The sequence below is a fragment of the Nocardia sp. NPDC004168 genome (assembly GCF_040610355.1).
Lineage (GTDB): Bacteria > Actinomycetota > Actinomycetes > Mycobacteriales > Mycobacteriaceae > Nocardia > Nocardia sichangensis.
This window is the reverse complement of sequence record NZ_JBEXME010000003.1, coordinates 167,792-187,360: the sequence shown is the minus strand read 5'-3', so window position 1 is coordinate 187,360 and position 19,569 is coordinate 167,792. Positions and strand designations below refer to the sequence as shown.

The 19,569-nt window shown below is 69.6% G+C and carries 20 protein-coding genes; 11 read left to right on the top strand and 9 right to left on the bottom strand.

The features are described 5' to 3' along the window. Positions 1–28: 28 nt before the first annotated feature. Positions 29–832 (bottom strand): alpha/beta hydrolase, encoded by an 804-nt coding sequence (locus ABZW96_RS07825; protein ID WP_355072431.1) that lies wholly within the window; start codon positions 830–832, stop codon positions 29–31. A gap of 14 nt (positions 833–846) precedes the next feature. Then, the gene (locus tag ABZW96_RS07820; protein ID WP_355072429.1) at positions 847–1,668 is read right to left on the bottom strand and encodes an alpha/beta hydrolase; all 822 of its coding nucleotides are present in this window, start codon (positions 1,666–1,668) and stop codon (positions 847–849) included. Between the two features lie 189 nt (positions 1,669–1,857). On the opposite strand from ABZW96_RS07820, the gene ABZW96_RS07815 reads away from it, so the two are divergent. Then, complete coding sequence (locus tag ABZW96_RS07815) at positions 1,858–2,817, top strand: helix-turn-helix domain-containing protein (RefSeq protein WP_355072427.1); 960 nt, start codon at positions 1,858–1,860, stop codon at positions 2,815–2,817. Positions 2,818–2,820: 3 nt separating this feature from the next. Here the strand turns inward: ABZW96_RS07815 and ABZW96_RS07810 are convergent, their stop codons facing one another. From ABZW96_RS07810 to ABZW96_RS07800, 3 genes are all read right to left on the bottom strand, one after another. Then, positions 2,821–3,030, bottom strand: coding sequence for a hypothetical protein (locus ABZW96_RS07810; protein WP_355072425.1), 210 nt, complete (start codon positions 3,028–3,030; stop codon positions 2,821–2,823). A gap of 105 nt (positions 3,031–3,135) precedes the next feature. Then, positions 3,136–4,299 (bottom strand): radical SAM family heme chaperone HemW, encoded by a 1,164-nt coding sequence (gene hemW, locus ABZW96_RS07805; protein ID WP_355072965.1) that lies wholly within the window; start codon positions 4,297–4,299, stop codon positions 3,136–3,138. Positions 4,300–4,404: 105 nt separating this feature from the next. Further along, positions 4,405–4,812: an SgcJ/EcaC family oxidoreductase gene (locus ABZW96_RS07800; protein ID WP_355072423.1), complete on the bottom strand. Its 408-nt coding sequence runs from the start codon at positions 4,810–4,812 to the stop codon at positions 4,405–4,407. Positions 4,813–5,025: 213 nt separating this feature from the next. Between ABZW96_RS07800 and ABZW96_RS07795 the strand changes: the two genes are divergently transcribed. The 7 genes from ABZW96_RS07795 to ABZW96_RS07765 all read left to right on the top strand — a co-directional run bounded on the left by ABZW96_RS07795 (position 5,026) and on the right by ABZW96_RS07765 (position 11,631). Then, positions 5,026–5,118 (top strand): Ms4527A family Cys-rich leader peptide, encoded by a 93-nt coding sequence (locus tag ABZW96_RS07795; RefSeq protein ID WP_350356343.1) that lies wholly within the window; start codon positions 5,026–5,028, stop codon positions 5,116–5,118. Between the two features lie 125 nt (positions 5,119–5,243). Next, a complete protein-coding gene (locus tag ABZW96_RS07790; protein ID WP_355072420.1) occupies positions 5,244–7,058 on the top strand; it encodes a nitrite/sulfite reductase in 1,815 nt (604 codons plus the stop codon). 20 nt (positions 7,059–7,078) lie between these two features. Beyond that, on the top strand, positions 7,079–7,795 hold the full coding sequence (locus ABZW96_RS07785; protein ID WP_355072419.1) for a phosphoadenylyl-sulfate reductase: 717 nt from the start codon (positions 7,079–7,081) through the stop codon (positions 7,793–7,795). After that, on the top strand, positions 7,792–8,724 hold the full coding sequence (gene cysD, locus ABZW96_RS07780; RefSeq protein WP_355072418.1) for a sulfate adenylyltransferase subunit CysD: 933 nt from the start codon (positions 7,792–7,794) through the stop codon (positions 8,722–8,724). The genes ABZW96_RS07785 and cysD overlap by 4 nt, the downstream gene beginning before the upstream one ends. A 1-nt stretch (position 8,725) precedes the next feature. Beyond that, the gene (locus ABZW96_RS07775; RefSeq protein ID WP_355072416.1) at positions 8,726–10,021 is read left to right on the top strand and encodes a GTP-binding protein; all 1,296 of its coding nucleotides are present in this window, start codon (positions 8,726–8,728) and stop codon (positions 10,019–10,021) included. Position 10,022: 1 nt separating this feature from the next. Next, a complete protein-coding gene (locus ABZW96_RS07770; protein WP_355072414.1) occupies positions 10,023–10,877 on the top strand; it encodes a sirohydrochlorin chelatase in 855 nt (284 codons plus the stop codon). A 67-nt stretch (positions 10,878–10,944) separates the two neighbouring features. Next, positions 10,945–11,631 carry a hypothetical protein gene (locus tag ABZW96_RS07765; protein ID WP_355072412.1) on the top strand — a complete coding sequence of 229 codons (687 nt, stop codon included), beginning with the start codon at positions 10,945–10,947 and terminating at the stop codon, positions 11,629–11,631. On the opposite strand, the gene ABZW96_RS07760 is transcribed toward ABZW96_RS07765, so the two are convergent. Continuing rightward, entirely contained in the window at positions 11,628–12,260 is a 633-nt protein-coding gene (locus tag ABZW96_RS07760; RefSeq protein WP_355072410.1) for a TetR/AcrR family transcriptional regulator, read from the bottom strand. The genes ABZW96_RS07765 and ABZW96_RS07760 overlap by 4 nt on opposite strands. Positions 12,261–12,362: 102 nt before the next feature. Between ABZW96_RS07760 and ABZW96_RS07755 the strand changes: the two genes are divergently transcribed. Then, complete coding sequence (locus ABZW96_RS07755) at positions 12,363–13,775, top strand: MFS transporter (RefSeq protein WP_355072408.1); 1,413 nt, start codon at positions 12,363–12,365, stop codon at positions 13,773–13,775. 8 nt (positions 13,776–13,783) lie between these two features. Next, positions 13,784–14,467: an SGNH/GDSL hydrolase family protein gene (locus tag ABZW96_RS07750; protein WP_355072406.1), complete on the top strand. Its 684-nt coding sequence runs from the start codon at positions 13,784–13,786 to the stop codon at positions 14,465–14,467. A 250-nt stretch (positions 14,468–14,717) separates the two neighbouring features. On the opposite strand, the gene ABZW96_RS07745 is transcribed toward ABZW96_RS07750, so the two are convergent. Then, positions 14,718–15,686 carry a WYL domain-containing protein gene (locus tag ABZW96_RS07745; protein WP_355072404.1) on the bottom strand — a complete coding sequence of 323 codons (969 nt, stop codon included), beginning with the start codon at positions 15,684–15,686 and terminating at the stop codon, positions 14,718–14,720. Positions 15,687–15,784: 98 nt separating this feature from the next. Here ABZW96_RS07745 and ABZW96_RS07740 point away from each other — a divergent pair, with 98 nt between their 5' ends. After that, positions 15,785–16,195 (top strand): VOC family protein, encoded by a 411-nt coding sequence (locus tag ABZW96_RS07740; protein WP_355072402.1) that lies wholly within the window; start codon positions 15,785–15,787, stop codon positions 16,193–16,195. Positions 16,196–16,291: 96 nt separating this feature from the next. Here ABZW96_RS07740 and ABZW96_RS07735 read toward each other — a convergent pair whose 3' ends face one another. Both ABZW96_RS07735 and ABZW96_RS07730 read right to left on the bottom strand, forming a co-directional pair. Then, the gene (locus ABZW96_RS07735; RefSeq protein WP_355072400.1) at positions 16,292–17,086 is read right to left on the bottom strand and encodes an HAD family hydrolase; all 795 of its coding nucleotides are present in this window, start codon (positions 17,084–17,086) and stop codon (positions 16,292–16,294) included. A 97-nt stretch (positions 17,087–17,183) separates the two neighbouring features. Continuing rightward, positions 17,184–19,331 (bottom strand): Hsp70 family protein, encoded by a 2,148-nt coding sequence (locus ABZW96_RS07730; RefSeq protein WP_355072398.1) that lies wholly within the window; start codon positions 19,329–19,331, stop codon positions 17,184–17,186. Positions 19,332–19,569: the final 238 nt, after the last annotated feature.

Below are 19,569 nucleotides of genomic sequence, written 5' to 3'. Positions count from 1 at the left end.
CAACGGGACGTGACGAGCGGCGCGACGCTCAGCGCGGAACGGCGGCGTCGATCACCGCGGCCACGGCGTCGGGCCGGGAGACCAACGAGGCGTGCGAGGCCTCGATCTCACCGGTTCGAGCCGCCATGCGCTGGGCCATGAAGCGCTGGGAGGACGGCGGGATGACCCGGTCGTCGGCGGAGACCAGATACCAACTCGGAGTGCCGGACCACGCGGGCGGCCCGGACGGTTCCAGATTGGCCTTCACGGCGATGGAGCGCTGATGGACGATCATGTCGGCCGCGGTCTCCGGGCCGACGTCCTGGGCGAAGACGTCATGGAAGCTGGCGGGTGCGACATACGCGTCCAGGTTCTTCCCGGCGACACCCGTGACGTCGTCGACGAGCTTCACCTGCAGCGCGGGCGGCAGCAGCTGGCTGCCCGGGAAGCGGATCGGGTCGAGCTCGGCCTGCGCCACCTCGCCTTCCACCGGCGCGAAAGCCGCGATGTACACCAGCGATTCGACCTTCGGATCGTGCACGTTGCTGATCACGAAGCCGCCGTAGGAGTGCCCCGCCAGCACGACGCGACCGCTGATCGTGTCCAGCGTGCGCTGCACGGCGGCCGCGTCGTAGGCGGGCCCGCGCAGCGGATTCTCCGGCGTCACCACGCGGTAGCCGCGCTCGCGCAGCACGGCAGCGACACCGTCCCAGCTGGTGGTGTCGGCGAAGGCGCCGTGCACGAGCACGACGGTGGGCAGCGATTGCGCTCGCGCCGGCCCGGCCGCTGTGGTGGCGGCGAGCAGGAGGGCCAGCGCGGCCACAGCACGGCGCAGGTAGCGTTTGTTCGGCATCGGGTCTCGGCTCCTCAGCTCTTCAGGAAGTTCAGCAGATCGGCGTCGAACGCCTTCTCGTAGTCGCCGCACAGGCCGTGCGGAGCGCCGGGGTACACCTTCAACTCGGCCCTCGGCAGCAATTTCGCCGTCTTGGCGCCCGCGGCGGCGAGCGGCACGATCTGGTCGTCGTCGCCGTGCGCCACCAGCACCGGGATCTCGATGCTCGGCAGCTCGGCGGTGAAATCGGTCTCGGAGAACGCCTTGACGCAGTCGAACGCGCCCTCGAGCCCCACCTGCATGCCCATCAGCCAGAAGTGGTCGCGCAGTCCTTGTGAGACCTTCGATCCGGTGCGGTTGGCGCCGTAGAACGGGATCGCCAGATCCTTCCAGAACTGCGAGCGGTCGGCGGCCACGCCCGCGCGGATGTCGTCGAACGCCTCGATCGGCGTCCCTTCCGGATTGCTCGCGGTCTTCAGCATCAACGGCGGGACCGCGCCGAGCAGCACCGCCTTGACCACCCGCGAGGTGCCGTGCCGGGACAGATACCTGGTCACCTCGCCGCCGCCGGTCGAGTGCCCGACCAGAATCGCGTCCTTGATGTCCAGCTCGTTCAGCACCGCGGCGAGGTCGTCGGCGTAGTGGTCCATGTCGTGCCCGTCCCACACGTCGCTCGAGCGTCCGTGCGCGCGCCGATCGTGGGCGATGGCGCGATAGCCGTTGCTCGCCACCAGTTTCATCTGGTTGTCCCAGGCGTCCCCGTTCAGCGGCCAGCCGTGGCTGAACACCACCGGACGTCCGGCACCCCAGTCCTTGTAGTAGATCTCGACGCCATCGGTGGTGGTGATCGTCGGCATGACAGTTCCCTTCGATCTGGACGGATGTCGGGTGAACCGGGGATCGATCTTGGTCGACCGACAGCGTATGACGGGCGGCCGCCGGAGAAACGACTCTGCGTGCACGATCGTCGGCTCAGAATGCACGGCCCGGTCGGCGGGTTCCATGCGAGGATTGCCGAATCTGTCTCATTTGCGACGGAGGCTGTGATGACGGTCGTGTTCAATTCGGACACCATCGCGCCGCACGAGCGGGCGGACGCGGTGGCCGCGGCAGTACAAGAGGCATCGGTCCCGTCCCATGTCGTGCTGGACGGGCCGGACGAGCGTGTGCACGCCACGTTCGACGTGTGGTGGTTCGGCGAGGCGCGCATCGTGCGTGCCAGCACCTCGGGCATCCAGCTGATCCGGACGCCGAAGCAGGTCAGGACCTCCCCCGCGCCGGTACTGGCGGTCGCGGTGCAGCAGGCGGGCGACGGACGGTACGAGCAGGGCGACGTCCGTCGCGTCGTGCGACCGGGCGATCTGCACGTCATGGATCTGAACGCGCCCTACGACTTCAGCCGGCGCGGCGACGGGGCGTCGACCTGCCTGCACGTGCCGCTCGATCAGCTCGGCCTGCCCGCCGATCTGATCGGTCAGGCCGCCGCCAGAGTGCAGGACAGCCCGCACTACCGGCTGGTGGCCAACCACATCGTCCAACTGACCGCCGACGCGGACGCGCTCAGCGCCGACCCCGCGGCAGCCCTGTCGGGTTGCGCCAGCATCGAGCTGATCCGGGCACTGTTGTTGTCGGCGTGCGCCGACGACGGCTCCGTCGTCCCCTCCGACATCCTGCTGTCCCGGATTCGCGCCTATATCCGGCGCAATCTGGCGGATCCTGGTCTCGGCGCGGAACAGATCGCCAAGGCGCACAACATGTCGGTCCGGCAGCTCTACAAGATCTACGCGAACACGGAGTGCAGCCTCGAGCAGGGAATCATCAGGCAGCGTCTCGAGCGGGTACACGGCGATCTGACTCGTCCGGACCAGAAGCATCGGACGATCGCGATGATCGCGCGCCGCTGGGGCTTCCGCGATCCGTCACATTTCGCCCGGCGCTTCCGCGCCGCCTACGGGCTCACGCCACGGGAATGGCGCAGCACCGCCCTCGCCACGGACGAGGCGTAATGGTCAGCCGCAGGTTTTCGCCTGTTTGCCCGCGAGCGCATCGAGACCGAGCATCGCCAGCAGCGACTCACAGTCGGCGGCGTTCTCCGCGTAGCTGGCGACAGTGCGGGCGGCGACGGCGCACTGGCGCGCGTTTTCCGCTTTCTCCGCTGCTCGCGCCTCCGCGAACTCGCCTGGTTCATGGATAAGGGTCATACGTGGTGCCGAAGCCATGAGTCTCCTTGGGGTTGATCGCAGACTACGCGGCCGGTGCGCACCGAGTTACCGGAACGAGACATAAAGTGCATCGCGTTGACCCGACCGTGATCCGGCACGGGATCAGTCGAGCAGTTCACGGACGACGCCGTCCGCGAGCAGACGGCCGCGGTCGGTGAGGACGAGCCGGTCGTCCGCGGTGCGCACGGCGAGGCCGTCGGCGACCACGCGATCGACGGCGGTGCGCGCGGAGGACGCCAGCTCGGCCAGCGGCAGGCCGGTGCGCAGCCGGACGGCGAGCATGACCCGCTCGGTGTAGCGCTCGTCCGCGCTCAGCGCCTCCCAGCCCGCGGCGGGCAGCCCGCCCGCGCCGACTCGATCGGCGTATCGAGCGGGGTGCTTCACGTTCCACCACCGCACGCCGCCGACATGACTGTGCGCGCCCGGTCCTGCGCCGAGCCAGTCGCCGCCGTCCCAGTAACCGAGGTTGTGCCTGCAGACCGCGGCGTCGCCCACGGCCCAGTTCGACACCTCGTACCACCCGAATCCGGCCGAGCGCAGTCGGGCGTCGATGCGCTCGTAACGTGCGGCGAGCACGTCGTCGTCCGGCGCGGGCAACTCGCCGCGGCGCACCCGCCTGGCCAGCGCGGTGCCGTCCTCCACGATCAGCGAATACGCCGATACGTGGTCGACGCCCGCGCCGAGCACCGCGTCCAGGCTGGCGTCCAGATCGACATCGCGCTCACCCGGTGTTCCGTAGATCAGATCGAGGTTGACGTGCTCGAATCCAGCGGCGCCCGCCTCCAGCGCGGCGGCCACCGCGCGGCCGGGGGTGTGCGTGCGATCGAGCACTTTCAACACGTGCGCAGCGGCGGACTGCATGCCCAGCGACACCCTGGTGAACCCGGCCGCCCGGATGCGCTCGAAGAATTCCGGCGAGGTGGATTCCGGATTGGACTCCGTGGTGACCTCGGCCCCGGCAGCGAAGGTGAACTCGGCACGCACGGCGTCCAGCACCGCGGCGAGCCCGTCGCCGCCCAGCAGGGAGGGCGTCCCTCCGCCGACGAAGACGGTGGAGACTTCCGGCGTCGCGGTGGGCAACGCCGCGAACTGTTGCGCGGCGGTCGCCAGCTCGCCGCGCAACGCCGCCAGCCACGACTGCGGCGAGGCCGAACTGCCGAGCTCCCCCGCGGTGTAGGTGTTGAAGTCGCAGTAGCCGCACCGCGTGGCGCAGAACGGCACGTGCACGTAGATCCCGAACGGACCGTCGCCGAAGTCGCGTAGCACCGGCGCGGAAGTGTCGGTACTCGCGGTAGCGGCGGAAGAACTCACCTGTCCAGTGTGAACGTCGCCGCGACCGCGCCGACGGCCGGGACTCCGCTACCGGGCCCTTCAGTCCGCCACGACCGGAGTGTTCTGGTTCGCGGTGAGCAACCAGCGGCCGTCCTCCTTGGACATCACGTACATCGGGCTGCCTTCGCTCTCCAGAACGCCCGCGTCGGTGAAATAGCGCTGGCGGACCTTCACCGCCGCCACGTCCGGGCGGATGAACAGCACGTGCTCGACCTCGTAGGTCGCCGTGCCGTGTGCGGTGGCCCCGGGCAGCACCTGCGCGGTGAACTCCGCGATGGCCGCCCGTCCGAAGAGACGTTTGCCGTGTCCGGTGGTCCAGATCGCGTCCTCCCGGAACAGCGCGACGAATTCGTCGACGAGCTCGTTGCGCTGGGCGTGTTGGACGCTCGCGACCACCGCGCGGATGGCTTCGAGCTCGCCGGTGGCGTCGACAGTTGTGGTACTCATGACGCCGAGCGTCCAACCTCCACTTCGCTCGAGGTCAAGCGAGGTGCGCAGTGTCACAGACGGCGCGGTCGCCGTATCACGCGCCCGGTTGGGGCTCGCGACTATGACTGCCGTCACAAACTGGGTCGAACGTCCAGGGGATTTCCCGCAGATTCACGGGAAATACCAGACGCAGGGTCGGAAGGCCATCGCTGACGTGGCACAATAGGCCGCATGCGCGCTTTGGAGATTCGACTGGTGGCCCGTCGCCACGTCGATTACAAGCGCGTCTGTAGCGCCTGCTGTCTGCCCGGTTCCCTCCGGTAGTTCAGCGCGCCCGATCCCCGGGTCCCCGGCGATCCCGACTTCATCGGCCCGCTGACACCGCAGGCGTGAGTCAGCCCCTCGCGCCCCTCAGCAGGATGTACCACCCACCCCGCAGGAGCGACCCCATGACGTCGAGCACCGACGCCGGTCCGACCGATCAGCCCACGCCCGAATCCCAGCCGGAGCGCCGCGCGCGCCCCGAACGCCCGGCCTCCGAACGCCGGGTCCGCCCGGATCGGCCGCGTCCCGAGGCGACCACGACCGGACCGCGCGTGCGCACCGGCAAGCCCGTGCGCCGCAAGGCCGAGGGTCAGTGGGCGCTGGGTTACCGCGAGCCGCTGAACCCGAACGAGCAGTCCAAGAAGGACGACAACCCCCTCAACGTCCGCGCCCGCATCGAGAACATCTACGCCAAGACCGGCTTCGACGGCATCGACAAGGGCGACCTGCGCGGCCGGTTCCGCTGGTGGGGTCTGTACACCCAGCGCGAGCAGGGCTACGACGGCACCTGGACCGGTGACGAGAACATCGATCTGCTCGAGGCCAAGTACTTCATGATGCGCATCCGCTGCGACGGCGGCGCGCTGAACCTCGCGCAACTGCGCACGCTGGGCGGGATCTCCACCGAGTTCGCCCGCGACACCGCGGATCTGTCCGACCGGGAGAACGTGCAGTACCACTGGATCGAGGTGGAGAACGTCCCGGAGATCTGGAAGCGGATCGAGGCGGTCGGCCTGAAGACCACCGAGGCGTGCGGCGACTGCCCGCGCGTGGTGCTCGGATCTCCGCTGGCCGGCGAGTCGCTGGACGAGGTCATCGACCCGACGCCCGCGATCGAGGAGATCGTGCGCCGCTACATCGGCAAGAAGGAGTACTCCAACCTGCCGCGCAAGTTCAAGACCGCGATCTCCGGCCAGCAGGACGTGGTGCACGAGATCAACGACGTCGCGTTCGTCGGTGTCGTGCATCCCGAGCACGGCCCCGGTCTGGACCTGTGGGTCGGCGGCGGGCTGTCCACCAACCCGATGCTCGCCAAGCGGGTGGGCGTGTGGGTGCCGCTGGACGAGGTGCCGGACGTGTGGGAAGCCGTCGTATCGGTGTTCCGCGACTACGGCTACCGCCGCCTGCGCACCAAGGCGCGCCTGAAGTTCCTGATCAAGGACTGGGGCATCGAGAAGTTCCGCCAGGTGCTGGAGGACGAGTACCTGAAGCGCAAGCTGATCGACGGCCCCGCGCCCGAGCAGCCGACCAAGCCGATCGACCACGTCGGCGTGCAGCGGCTGCGCAACGGACTCAACGCGGTCGGCTTCTCCCCCATCGCGGGCCGGGTGTCGGGCACCGTCCTGACCAAGGTCGCCGACGCGGTCGAGCGGATCGGCTCCGATCGCGTCCGGTTCACCCCGTACCAGAAGCTGATCGTGCTCGACGTTCCCGACGACAAGGTCGACGCGCTGATCGACGAGCTGGAACCCCTCGGCCTGCAGGCGCGGCCCTCGCTCTGGCGGCGGAATCTGATGGCCTGCACCGGTATCGAGTTCTGCAAACTCTCCTTCGCCGAGACGCGCAAGCGCTCCCAGGCGCTGGTGCCGGAGCTGGAGGAACGGCTGGCGGATCTGAACGCGCAGCTGGATGTCCCGATCACGATCAACATCAACGGTTGCCCGAACTCCTGCGCCCGCTCGCAGATCGCCGACATCGGGTTCAAGGGCCAGCTGGTCGACGACGGCACCGGGAATCAGGTGGAGGGATTCCAGGTTCACCTCGGCGGCAGCCTCGGCTTCGACAGCGCGTTCGGGCGCAAGCTGCGCCAGCACAAAGTGACCACCGGGGAACTCGGCGACTACATCGACCGGGTGGTGCGCAACTTCGTCAAGCAACGTTCGGACGGCGAACGGTTCGCCCAGTGGGCGGTCCGCGCCGACGAGGCCGACCTGAGATAAGTGTCGACGGGAGATCAATTGTGACAACCGAACTCGCGGAAAAGCTGTCCGAGGACCAGCTCCGCGCCATCGCCGCGCGCGGCGCCGCCGAACTCGACGGCGCCTCGGCGACCGAACTCCTGCGGTGGACCGAGGACACCTTCGGCACGAACTACATCGTGGCCTCCAACATGCAGGACGGCGTGCTGGTGCACCTGGCCGCGGGCGTGCGCGCCGGCGTCGACGTGCTCTTCCTGGACACCGGCTACCACTTCGCCGAGACCATCGGCACCCGGGACGCGGTGGAGGCCGTGTACGGGGTGAACGTGGTCAACGTCCGGCCGGAACACTCCGTTGCCGAACAGGATCGGCTGCTGGGCAAGGATCTGTTCGCCCGCGAGCCCAACGAGTGCTGCCGGTTGCGCAAGGTCGTCCCGTTGCAGAAGTCGCTCGCGGGCTACAACGCCTGGGTCACCGGCATCCGCCGGGTGGAGGCGCCGACCCGGGCGAACGCACCGCTGATCTCCTTCGACGAGGCGTTCGGCCTGGTGAAGATCAACCCGATCGCGCCGTGGTCCGACGACGAGATGCAGGACTACATCGAAAAGCACGGCATCCTCGTCAATCCCCTGGTGGAGGAGGGGTATCCGTCCATCGGCTGCGCTCCGTGCACACGGAAGCCGGAGCCGGGAGCCGATCCGAGAAGCGGCCGTTGGGCCGGCCTCGCCAAGACCGAATGCGGGTTGCACCAATCATGACTGAAACGATTCGTAGCGAACGTTCGCTCGGTATCACCGATTTCGATACTCTCGCCGCGCTGGAATCCGAGGCGATCCACATCTTCCGCGAGGTGGCGGGCGAGTTCGAGCGGCCGGTGATCCTGTTCTCCGGCGGCAAGGACTCCACCGTGCTGCTGCATCTTGCGCTCAAGGCGTTCTGGCCCGCGCCGCTGCCGTTCGCGCTGCTGCACGTGGACACCGGGCACAACCTGCCCGAGGTGCTGGAGTTCCGGGACAAGGTGGTCGAGCGCTACGGCTTGCGCCTGCACGTGGCGAAGGTGGAGGACTACCTGGCCGACGGCAGGCTCACCGAGCGCCCCGACGGCATCCGCAACCCGCTGCAGACCGTCCCGCTGCTGGACGCGATCAGCGAGCATCGGTTCGACGCCGTGTTCGGCGGCGGCCGTCGCGACGAGGAGCGCTCGCGCGCCAAGGAGCGGATCTTCTCGCTGCGCAACGCCTTCGGCCAGTGGGACCCGAAGCGGCAGCGTCCCGAGCTGTGGAACCTGTACAACGGGCGCCACGCGCCGGGCGAGCACGTGCGCGTGTTCCCCCTGAGCAACTGGACCGAGCTGGACATCTGGCGCTATATCGCCCGCGAGGACATCGATCTGGCGAGCATCTACTACGCGCACGAGCGTCCGGTGTACCTGCGCGACGGCATGTGGATGACGCCGGGCGTGTGGGGCGGCCCGCGTGAGGACGAGGTGCTGGAGACCAGGTCGGTGCGGTACCGCACCGTGGGCGACGGATCCTCCACCGGCGCCGTGCTTTCCGACGCGGCCGACAACGAGGCGATCCTCGCCGAGGTCGCCGCGTCCCGACTGACCGAACGTGGTGCGACCCGCGGCGACGACCGCGTCTCCGAAGCCGCGATGGAAGACCGCAAACGAGAGGGTTATTTCTGACATGTCCGACCTATTGAGGCTGGCCACCGCCGGTTCTGTCGACGACGGCAAGTCCACTCTGGTCGGACGCCTGCTCTACGACACGAAATCCGTTCTGGCCGACCAGATCGACGCCGTCACCCGCGCGTCGGTGGACAAAGGTCTCGCCACCCCGGATCTCTCGCTGCTCGTGGACGGGTTGCGCGCGGAACGCGAACAGGGCATCACCATCGATGTCGCCTACCGCTACTTCGCCACTCCGCGCCGCTCATTCGTGCTCGCGGACACCCCCGGGCACGTGCAGTACACCCGCAACACCGTGTCCGGCGCGTCCACCGCGCAGCTGGTGATCCTGCTCGTCGACGCGCGCAAGGGCGTCATCGAGCAGACCCGCAGGCACGCCGCCGTGCTCGCGCTGCTCGGTGTGCCGAAGCTGGTGCTCGCGGTGAACAAGATCGATCTGGTGGACGACGCCGCCGCGGTGTTCGCCGCCATCTCCGCGGAGTTCAACGAACTCACCAGCACGCTGGGCTGGTCGAGCGAGGACGTGCTGGAGATCCCGGTCTCGGCGCTGCATGGCGACAACATCGCCACCCGGTCGGACAACACCCCGTATTACGACGGGCCGTCGCTGATCGAGCACCTGGAATCGGTGCCGGTCGACGCCGACAGCACCGGCGATCACGAGCTGGGCCTGCGGTTCCCGGTGCAGTACGTGATCCGGCCGCGCACCGCCGAGCACCCGGACTACCGCGGCTACGCGGGACAGATCGCGGCGGGCGCGGTCGCTCCCGGCGACGAGGTCGTGGTGCTGCCGTCGGGCATCCGCACGACTGTGGAGCGGATCGACACCCCCGACGGCGAGCTCGCGGTGGCGCAGGCCGGACGCAGCGTCACGCTGATCCTGGCCGACGAGGTCGACATCTCGCGGGGCGACATCATCGCCGCGGCCGCCGACGCGCCCGAGCCGATCGACACCTTCGACGCCACGGTGTGCTGGCTGGGTGACAAGCCGCTGCGCCCCGGTGCGCGGCTGCTGCTCAAGCACGGCACCCGCACCACCCAGGCGATCGTCGGCGCGCTGCTGGAGCGCTTCGACGAGCAGCGCCTCGCGGCCGACCCGAACCCGGAGTCGCTGGAGCTCAACGACATCGGGCGCATCTCGGTGCGGGTCGCCGAGCCGATCGCGGCCGACGACTACCGAGCCAACCGGCACACCGGCAGCTTCCTGCTGATCGATCCGGCGGGCGGCAACACGCTGGCGGCCGGTCTGGTCGGTGACGTGCTGACCGCCGTCGAGGTCGGCACCGGGGCCTGACATGGCGGTGTCGCGAGCCCTGTTCGGCGCCCCGCCGGTCCTGGGCGCTGTCGCCCCGGCGGGCAGTCCGGGCTGCGCGACTTCCCGGATCGCCCCCGGGCTCGACGGCAGCCCGGCGCGACCGCCCGCGCTGATCGCGGTGGCCCACGGCAGCCGCGATCCGCGGTCGGCGGCAACCGTCGCGGAGGTGGTCGGCGCCGTCGCCGCCGCTCGTCCGGACCTCGACGTCAGGACGGCGTTCCTCGATCTCACCGCCCCGTCGGTCGAACAGGTGGTGGATGCCGTCGCCGCCGACGGGCACACGCACGCGGTGGTGACGCCGCTGCTGCTCGGCAGCGCCTTCCACGCCAGGGTCGATCTGCCCGGCCTGCTCGCCGCGGCCCGCGCCCGCCATCTCGGGCTGCGCCTGACCCAAGCCGACGTGCTCGGCGTGGACGCCGGACTGGTCGGTGCGCTGCGCGACCGTGTCCTCGCCGCCGGCGCCGGGCACCGCTTCGCGGATCGGCGCCTCGGCGTCGCGGTCGCGGCGGTCGGATCGTCGTCGGCGGCGGCCAACGCCCGGACCGCCGAGGTGGCCACCCGCCTGGCCGCCCGCACCGGCTGGCGCACCGAGATCTGCTTCGCGACCACCGAACCGTCGGTCACCGAGGCGATTTCGCGACTGCACGCTCGCGGCGCCGAGCGCGTGCTGGTCGCTCCCTGGTTCCTCGCACCCGGATTACTGACCGATCGCCTCGTCGACGCGGCGCCGGAGGCGATCCACGCCGATGTGCTCGGCGCGCATCCGGCCCTCACCGAGGTCATCCTGGATCGCTATCACGCGGCGATCGCGGATACTCGCGCGCTCTCGGCCTGACCGGGCGTTCGCGGCGGTTCCCGGGCGGGCGTGCCCGCGTGACGCTGTCGCGTGCTAGGAACGTGGCATGGCCGAGTCGTTCCGCACCACCTCCTGCGCCAGCCACGGACATCCCGAGTTCACCATTCTCTTCACCGAGCCGCGGCTGCCCGGCATGGAGAACTGGCTGCTGTCGTATCTGGAGTCCACCGTCGCGGCGGGCACGCGCTACCACCCCGGCGAAACGATTCAGATCGGCTGGAATCTGGTCCGGGTGCGCGGCCGCGACGACGGCACACTGGGCCTCGCCGAACGTACCGATGCGCAGACCTGGGCCGAGCAGATCGACCGCACCCTGCGGGATGTGTGGTACCAGCGCGAAGTGGCGGCCGGGGTCGGCCTCACCGATCGCCTCGACTTTCCCGGCGAGGACCAGCGGGCCACCATCTCGTCGTGCGGACTCGAATCACCGGTCCTGGTGCTGGCGCGCACGGAGCCGGACGACCCCGAGTCCTCCGGTTGGTCGGTGGAATGCTTCGAAGACCACGCGCACCGGTCGTCGTACTACACCACCCTGCTGGAACTGGCCACCGCCATGCCGTTCGCGGTGCAGTTCTTCGCCCTTCCGGTAGCGACCACGGTGCTGATCGAAAGCCCCGAGATCACGCCCACCGGCACCATCCGGCCGCACATCGTAGACGCCGAAGGCGTGGAACTGTCCCCGATCCCGGGTTCCTACCTGGACTACCTGGTCAACGGTTCACCGGCCGACTAGTCGCCCGGGCCGAGCAGATCCGCCACGAGGTGGCGCGCGGTAGTGACGCCCCACTCGTCACCCATCTGCCGCGCCGTGTGCGCCGCGGCGATCACCGCGTCCAGTTCGAACGCGACGGCGTCGGCGCTGCGCGCACCGAAATGGCCCTGGTCCTGCGCCCGGCGAATCTCCTTGATCAGGAACGCGAGCCAGTCCCTGCGGTCTTCGGCGATGGCGTCACGCACGGGTCCCGGCCTGCTGTCGAACTCGGCGAGTGTCGCGACGCGGAAGCACCCGCCGGGGAATGCCGGGTCGGCCACCTGACCCAGCCAGCGCTCGACCAGGGCGCGCAGGCGCGGTAGTCCGGCCGGCTCGCTCAGGCTCGGCGTGATGACTTCGTCGATGAAGACCTGCCGCGCGGATTTCACCGCCGCGATCTGCAGGCTCTCCTTGCTGCCGAAAAGGGTGGCGATGCCGCTCTTGCTGAGCCCAAGGTCGGTGGCCAAGCGGCCGATGCTGAGGCCGGTGAGGCCCTCGACAGACGCCACGTCGGCGGCGTGGCGGGCGATCGACGCACGCGCCCGCGCGCCCTTGGCCAGGCGCTGATCGGTGCCGCGCGGCTGGTCGCGTGTGGTGACGGACTCGGTCATGAGGCCCAATTCTTCCACTTCACTATTGCACATACGAACGTATGGTCGTATTTTATTTGAACGAACGATCGTGCGTTTTGTATCCCCGACTAAGGACTTCCCATGACCGACGCGTCCGTGCGGCTCGACAGCCCACCGACCGCGACCGCGGCCACGCGCACCTTGCTGATCGCCTGCGGCGCCGCCTTCATCGCCTTTCTCGATCTCTCCGTCGTCAATATCGCCTTCCCGTCGATCGCCCGGGACTACCCCGGCACGGCGACCGCCACGCTGACCTGGGTCGTCAGCGGCTACGCGGTCGCTTTCGCCGCGTTGCTCACCCCGGCCGGACGTCTCGCCGACGCGCTCGGCCGCCGCAGGCTGTTCCTCGGCGCGCTGGCCGGTTTCGCCCTCACCTCCCTGCTGTGCGGGCTCGCCCCGACAGCGGGCTGGCTCATCGCGGGCCGGGTGCTGCAAGGCGGCGCCGCGGCGCTGATGGTGCCGTCCGCTCTCGGCTCGGTGCTCGCCGCCACGCCGCGGGAGAAGATCGGCGCGGCCATCGGAGCCTGGTCGGCCGCGGGCGGGTTCGCCGCTGTCGTCGGTCCCGCACTCGGTGGCGCGCTGGTCGAAGGATTCGACTGGCGGGCGGTTTTCGTCATCAACGTTCCGGTGGCACTGCTGCTCGTCATGGCGGCGGCGCGCGTTCCGGCCCCCGACGACCGTCGATCCGGCGGTGCGCTGCCGGATCCGCTCGGCACCCTCGCGGTGGCGCTCGGGCTGGGCGGGCTGGTCGCGGGCGTCACCGAAGGGCAGCGCTGGGGGTGGACCTCGGCGGGGACACTGACCGCGCTGATCGGCGGCGGACTGCTGGTCGTGGCCGCCCTCATCCGTTCGGCGCGCCATCACGAACCCGCGATCGCCGTCGACCTGTGGCGCAGCAAGTCCTACGCTCTGGCCAACGCCACCTCGTTCGTCTTCGGCGCGGCCATGTTCGCCTGGCTGCTGTCGGGACCGCTGTTCCTGGACGCGATCTGGGACTACTCGGTGCTCGGCTCCGCAGGAGCCATGACCATCGGAGCGGTCGCGTCGATGGTGACGGCGACCGTCGCGGGCCGGATCGGCTCGGCGACGGCCAGGCGGTGGCTCGGCGTGCTCGGTGCGTTGATGTTCGTGGCGTGCACCGCGTGGATGAGCACGGATGCCTTCGGCGCCACTCCAGCCCTGTGGTCGGCGTGGATTCCAGCCGGTGTGCTCGGCGGCGGCGGCATCGGTTTCGTCGTCACGGTGCTGGGCACCGCGGCGGCCGGTGCCCTTCCGCCGCAGCAGTTCGCCGCAGGCACCGGCATGAATCTGACCGCGCGGCAAGTGGGCGGGGCGCTCGGCGTGGCCGTGCTCGCCGCCGTGTTCGCGGCACGTCCCGACGATCCACTCGGCGCGTTCCACATCGTCTTCGCCGTGTGCGCGGGCATCGCCGCCGTGGCCGCTTGCCTGGCCGCGCTACCGGCCCGCACTCCGTCCTTCTCCGTCGACAACTAGGAATCAGCGTGAGCGACAACGATATTCGTACCGAAGAGAACGATCCGCTGCTGCTGCCGCCCGCGGAACAGCGGCGTCTGCTCGCCGAAGCCCCGTGGCAGCGCTACGCGGTGCTCGGCGACTCCATCGCGCAGGGCGTCGGCGATCCGAGCCCGGGTTACGAATTCGCGGGCTGGGCCGACCGCGTCGCGGCCGTGCTCACTTCGGTTCGCCCGGATCTGGCTTACCTGAACACCGGCCGGATCGGCGCCACCTCCGCCCAGGTCATCGCCGAGCAGTTGCCCTCCGTACTCGAATTCCGGCCCGATCTCGTGCATCTCAGCTGCGGCGGCAACGACCTGTTCCTGCCGGGCGGCGACCTCGCCGAATTGCGTTCCAACCTGGACACGCTGTTCGGAACGCTGGCCCGCACCGGAGCGCGGATCGTGACCTTCACCCTCGCCGACGTCTGGGAAATCGAGCGCATGGCGCCGATGCGTCCGATGCGCGACCGGATGGCCGCGCTCAACGACCTGGTCCGCGAACTGGCCGCCCGCTACGACGCGCTCCTGCTTGAACTATGGGACCACCCGCTGCGCCTGCGGCCCGACCTTATGAGCGCCGACCTCATCCACTTCAGCATGAGCGGTCACGCCGTGCTCGCCTCGGACATGGTGCGCACGCTGGCCGGACATGTTCTCGTGTCGCGCTGATCGGACACGTGGCGGAGGCGCCGGCGGTCGGGTGCCTCCACCACATCTCGAAAGGCGGACAACCGAGCGCAATGCGCTGCGGGCGCCGATCGAGGCGAACGACGCGACCGCTCCGTTCCAGGATCACGGCGGTATTCGAGGACGACACGCCCCGTCTCCGGCCAGGCCCTTGCGGGCAGCGACCGAACCCGGGTCCGCCGCGACGGCGGAGCAACCCGCGTTCGATGCCTGCGATCTACCCAGGACAGTGTCATGGTGCCGCGCCGGACCGGCCGTCCGATCCGTACCGTTCGACCAGTTCGGCGCCGAGGCCGGCCAATTCGGCGCGGACCTCGGGCGGGTCGAGGACCTCGATCGAGGCGCCCCAGCCCGCCAGCTGCTGGGCCAGCATCCAGGCGGTGGGAGCGGTGACGCGAACCTGGATGCGGCCGTCGGCAACCGGACCGTCCACAACGCAGTTCCGCCCCTGCTGGTCGCGCAGGATCGGCAACAGACGCTCGGAGATGAACACGGTGGCGGCGAGGGTCGCGCGCCGCTGCTCCATCTCCTCGACCACCTGTTCCCAGGCGCCGGCGAGATCGAAATCCGCTGGGCGATGCGCCGGTTCACCGGTGCAAGACGCCTCGGAGATCCGATCGACGCGAAAAGTCCGCCGGCCCCGCTCGGTTCCGGCTATCAGGTACCAGACACCGTCCTTGTCAGCCAGACCCCAGGGATCGACGAGACGCTCGGACCGCTTCCCGGTCCGGTTCGCATAGCGCAGCCGGACCTTTTCCCGCTGCACGACAGCGCGTTGCAGCAGCGACACCAGCGGGGGCAGCTCGCGATCCGTCGCACCCCAGCGCGCGGGATCGATCACCACCGCATCGGCCGCCGCCTCCGCTTCGCCGCGAAAGGTCTGCGGCAGCGCGCGCACCAGCTTGCGCAGCGCCGACTTGGCTTCCGGCACCGCGCCCGCGGAGGGACCCGCCAAGAGGAACAGCGCCCGCGCCTCGCCCGCCGTCAGCCCCGTCAGATCCGTGCGCGCACCGCCCACCAGCGACCAGCCGCCGCCACGCCCCGGCTGCGGATACACCGGCACCCCTGCGGCCGACAGCGCCTCGAGATCCCGGCGCGCGGTGGCGACCGAGGTCTCGAGCTCCGCCGCGACCTGCGCGGCCGTCACCCGTCCTCGGGTCTGCATCATCAGCAGGATCGCCACCAATCGGTCCGCTCGCATACGCACAATTCTGCCGTCAAAAGTGCTCATTCGGTGCGCACTTTTACTCGGATGATGGATCTACGAGTACGGATGAGAACGATTCGAAGGAGACCACCATGCTGCGCGGAATGGCGACGAGCACTTTCTACGCCGACGACCTCGAGGCCGCCAAGGACTGGTACGCGCGGTTCTTCGGCGCCGAGCCCTACTACCAGGTGCCCAACGGCTACTACGAGTTCCGCATCGGCGACTACCAGCACGAATTCGGCATCGTGAACCGCGCCTACGCGCCCGCCGGAGCGCGCAACGCCCCCGGCGGCGCGATCGTGAACTGGCACGTCGACGACGTGCGGGCAACGTTCGACCGGCTGCTGGAACTCGGCGCGACCGTCTACGATCCCATCACCCCGCGCGGCAACGGCGAGGGCTTCGTCACCGCCGCCGTTGTGGACCCGTTCGGCAACGTCCTCGGCCTCATGTCCAACCCGCACTACCTCGAGATACTCGCCGAGACCGGTCCCGCGTAATGCAGCAGTACGGCGGCGTGCTGCCCGTATCCTCTCGACGGACACCACGCCGCGCACTCCGGGCGATTCTCGCTCGAAACGGACCCGATCGGAAGATCAGGGACGGAACCAGCGCTCCAGGACGGTGGCGACGCCGTCCTCGAGGACATGGCCGGTCACTTCGTCCGCGAGATCGCGAACGTCCGTGGGCGCGTTCGCCATCGCGACCGAGTGCGCCGCCCAGCGCAGCATTTCCCGATCGTTGTAGCCGTCGCCGATGGCCAGCGTCGCTTCGTCCGGGACACCGAGGGCGATGCGGAGCTGTTCCAGCGCCCAACCCTTCGACACGCCCTGACGGCAGACGGTGAGCCACGGGCCGAACTCGCCGTGCACCCAACTCGCGCCGGGCACGCGCAAGGAGCGCAGCGCCAGCAACATCTCCTCCAGCGAACCGTCCGGCAGCCAGCCGTTCAGTCGCGGGGTCGGTTCGCTGCTCAACGCGTGATGGTCGACGAGCAGATACTCGCCGAGCGAGAATTCGCCGGGACTCGCTCCGGTGGCCCAGGTGCCGATGCCGACCTTCTCCACGGCGAAGATCATCGCGGGAAACAGCGCGCGCAGCGCGGTGATCGCGGGCGCCGGGTCGAACGCCTGGATCGCCACCGGTTCGCCCCTGGCCACGTCGATCTGCACGGCGCCGTTCGAGCAGAGGGCATGTCCGTCGCGCAGACCGAGTTCGGTGAGCACCGGACGTGTGGTCAGCAGCGTGCGTCCCGTGGTGATCACGACATGCGCACCCGCCGCCACGGCCGCGCGCACCGCCGCGACCACCCGCGCACTGATCGGTGTTCCCGTATCCAGCAGCGTCCCGTCTACGTCCAGCGCGATCAGCTGGGGACCCCCGGATGCCATCAACCCATTGTGCCTCGCGGCCGCCGCACCCGCCGTCGAATCCGGCGCGACCAGACCCGCACCGCCACTGGGCAATTCGCCGTCCCGGGCTGGGCCGCTATCGACCGCGCCCTCCGCCGCCGACACCGCCCGCACCTCCGGCGCCTCCGGCGCCTCCTCTGGACGACCCGCCTGCCGACCCACCGATCGAGCCGGATCGGCCCGGCGAGCCGCCGAACGACGAAGCGCCCGAGGGGTTCCCACCCGAGTGGCCGCCCGCCGACGACGCGCCGCCCGGCCGCCCGCTCGATGAATTACCGGCCGACGCCCCCGAGCCGTGGGCGGACGAAGTGTCAGCCGAGCCGCCGGAGGACGAGCCATGGTTCGACGGATTACCGGCCGACCCGTCCGACGACGAGTTACCGGCAGGCCCGGCCGAAGACGATCCGTGCGTCGTGGAGTGCCCGGACGACCCTCCCCACGACGATCCACCGGTCGACCCGCCCGGCGAGTCGTCGGAGGATTCGTGCGCGGTGGAATCGTTCGTCGAGCCACCGCTCGACGCGCTCCCGCCGGACGAGGTGGATGTTCCGTCGGTCCCCACGGACGAGGAACTCCCGGGGCTCGCTGTCCCGGAAGAGGACGAATTCGATGCGGAGGGTTCGCCGTGCTCGCCCGTTGCCGTACCGCCGCCCGGTGAGTCCGACCCTCCGGTCGACGGACCGCCCGCAGAACTCCCTGGTGCCGTCCCACTGGGGTCCGCAGGCTTCGAGCCGTTCTGCGATAACGGACCGGTGGAGCCCGGCGTGCCCGACCAGGGAGCGGACGCCTGCCCCGGCGCGGGCGGCTGTCCGGGCAGATCAGACCCGGGGGCCTGCCCCGGCAGCGGCAGACCAGGAGCCGGTCCGGGAACGGGCGGCTGCACGATGTCTCCGGGCACGGGACGAACCACCGGAGCGAACGGCAATGGATTCACGAAATAGGCGGGATCGCCATATCCCCGGTAGCGCAGGCCCCCAGGGGCGCAGCAGTTTCGCGGATCCCGGTGCGAGCCGATCCTGGACTCGGCCACCGACGGACCGTAACCGGTGCTGCGCGGAACAGGTGTGATGAATCGGGTATACGCGGAAGTCGGCTGCGATAGCAGCGAGGGCAGCGCCCGGCCCGAGTTCGACGCGGCGGGCACGGCCATCCGGGACCAGGCGTCGGCGAGGTGCTCGCTTCCGACGTCGACCAGCAGACTATCGGTCGGGAAACTGATTTGGGGAAGATGCTCGAGCATCGGCGCCAGCTCGGGAACCATGGATCCGCCGAAGACGGTCACGGCCGACATGGCCACCGCGGAGACCACCGCGGCACTGGAGAACACCGCCACGCGAGGCGCGGCGGCGCGGCGGTCCGACGCACCGAGCGCCATGGTGCGCGCGGCCATCAGCGCGGCGCCCGCGGCGATCGTGTGCCCCGGATCGGCCGAAATCAGCACGGGCCGGCCGAGTTCGGCGAGCGTGCGCGCTACCTCCGCAGGCCGCGACGCCCCTCCCACCAGCAGCACACGCCCGATATCGGAGAGCGTGATGCCCGCTTCCCGCACACAGTCGCGGACCAATTGGAGCGAGTCCTGCACATGCGCGGTACGCAGTCCGTCGATGTCGACGATCGATGTCATCGACAGTCCGGCGCGCGAGACGTCCGGGGCGTACCGCGCGATCATCGACCCCAGCGGCCTGCCGCCGAAATCGTGGGAGCGCGTCGGCTTCCCGATCATCGGATGGTTGTCCCAGTCGGGCCCCACGCGCACGATGCTCACATCGAGGCTGGTGCCGCCGAGGTCGTAGATCAAGACGAAATCGGTATCCAGCGGGCCGTGCTCGTGTTCCAGCCATTCCGCCGCCGCGACGGGCTCGGGCACCAGCAGCACGTCGCTCGCCCCGGATAGGTCCAGCGCCTGGCGCAACAACGCGACCTGCTTGTCGGAATACACCGCCGGGTAGGTGGTCACGACGCCCGCCTCGGACGCGTCCGGCTCGACCGCCCTGAGCTCGTTGACCACCGCGGCCACGAGATTGGCCGGCGACCAGATGCGGCCGCCGACGATCACGGCCTCCGGATCACGGCTCAGATCGGCGAAATCCGTTACCGCCATGCTGAATTGCGGAATCCCGCCGAGGCGCAGTCCACCCGCGCTGTCGAAGGTCACCGCGGTGCGGCGAGACCGCACCGCCGGTCGTGGCCGATCCGCGCTGACCGAAGCCGTCACGGAATTCACTGCACCGATGCTGAAACCCAGACCTGTAGTCATTCGCTATCCCGTCAACGCACCGTGACCACGTCCATCACATGGCGTTCCCCTGTGGCCGCGGTCGTCTTCCAAACAGCCACCACAGGTTAGCTGTTGCGCGTCGGCGTGGATGCGCAATTGATACGGAATGTTCGACCGATAGCAATAATCGTCCGAATTGCCAGGTAGATACGAGTGGACGCCCGCGTCCAGCCCGCTCGACATC

Excerpts from the sequence above, each read along its gene's own strand:
- ABZW96_RS07820 (WP_355072429.1), bottom strand. The coding sequence starts at position 1,668 with ATGCCGACGATCACCACCACCGATGGCGTCGAGATCTACTACAAGGAC.
- ABZW96_RS07740 (WP_355072402.1), top strand. The coding sequence starts at position 15,785 with ATGCTGCGCGGAATGGCGACGAGCACTTTCTACGCCGACGACCTCGAG.
- ABZW96_RS07810 (WP_355072425.1), bottom strand. The coding sequence starts at position 3,030 with ATGGCTTCGGCACCACGTATGACCCTTATCCATGAACCAGGCGAGTTC.
- ABZW96_RS07735 (WP_355072400.1), bottom strand. The coding sequence starts at position 17,086 with ATGGCATCCGGGGGTCCCCAGCTGATCGCGCTGGACGTAGACGGGACG.
- ABZW96_RS07770 (WP_355072414.1), top strand. The coding sequence starts at position 10,023 with ATGGCGGTGTCGCGAGCCCTGTTCGGCGCCCCGCCGGTCCTGGGCGCT.
- ABZW96_RS07825 (WP_355072431.1), bottom strand. The coding sequence starts at position 832 with ATGCCGAACAAACGCTACCTGCGCCGTGCTGTGGCCGCGCTGGCCCTC.
- ABZW96_RS07815 (WP_355072427.1), top strand. The coding sequence starts at position 1,858 with ATGACGGTCGTGTTCAATTCGGACACCATCGCGCCGCACGAGCGGGCG.
- ABZW96_RS07775 (WP_355072416.1), top strand. The coding sequence starts at position 8,726 with ATGTCCGACCTATTGAGGCTGGCCACCGCCGGTTCTGTCGACGACGGC.
- ABZW96_RS07795 (WP_350356343.1), top strand. The coding sequence starts at position 5,026 with ATGCGCGCTTTGGAGATTCGACTGGTGGCCCGTCGCCACGTCGATTAC.
- ABZW96_RS07800 (WP_355072423.1), bottom strand. The coding sequence starts at position 4,812 with ATGAGTACCACAACTGTCGACGCCACCGGCGAGCTCGAAGCCATCCGC.
- ABZW96_RS07755 (WP_355072408.1), top strand. The coding sequence starts at position 12,363 with ATGACCGACGCGTCCGTGCGGCTCGACAGCCCACCGACCGCGACCGCG.
- ABZW96_RS07790 (WP_355072420.1), top strand. The coding sequence starts at position 5,244 with ATGACGTCGAGCACCGACGCCGGTCCGACCGATCAGCCCACGCCCGAA.
- cysD (WP_355072418.1), top strand. The coding sequence starts at position 7,792 with ATGACTGAAACGATTCGTAGCGAACGTTCGCTCGGTATCACCGATTTC.
- ABZW96_RS07760 (WP_355072410.1), bottom strand. The coding sequence starts at position 12,260 with ATGACCGAGTCCGTCACCACACGCGACCAGCCGCGCGGCACCGATCAG.
- ABZW96_RS07745 (WP_355072404.1), bottom strand. The coding sequence starts at position 15,686 with ATGCGAGCGGACCGATTGGTGGCGATCCTGCTGATGATGCAGACCCGA.
- ABZW96_RS07765 (WP_355072412.1), top strand. The coding sequence starts at position 10,945 with ATGGCCGAGTCGTTCCGCACCACCTCCTGCGCCAGCCACGGACATCCC.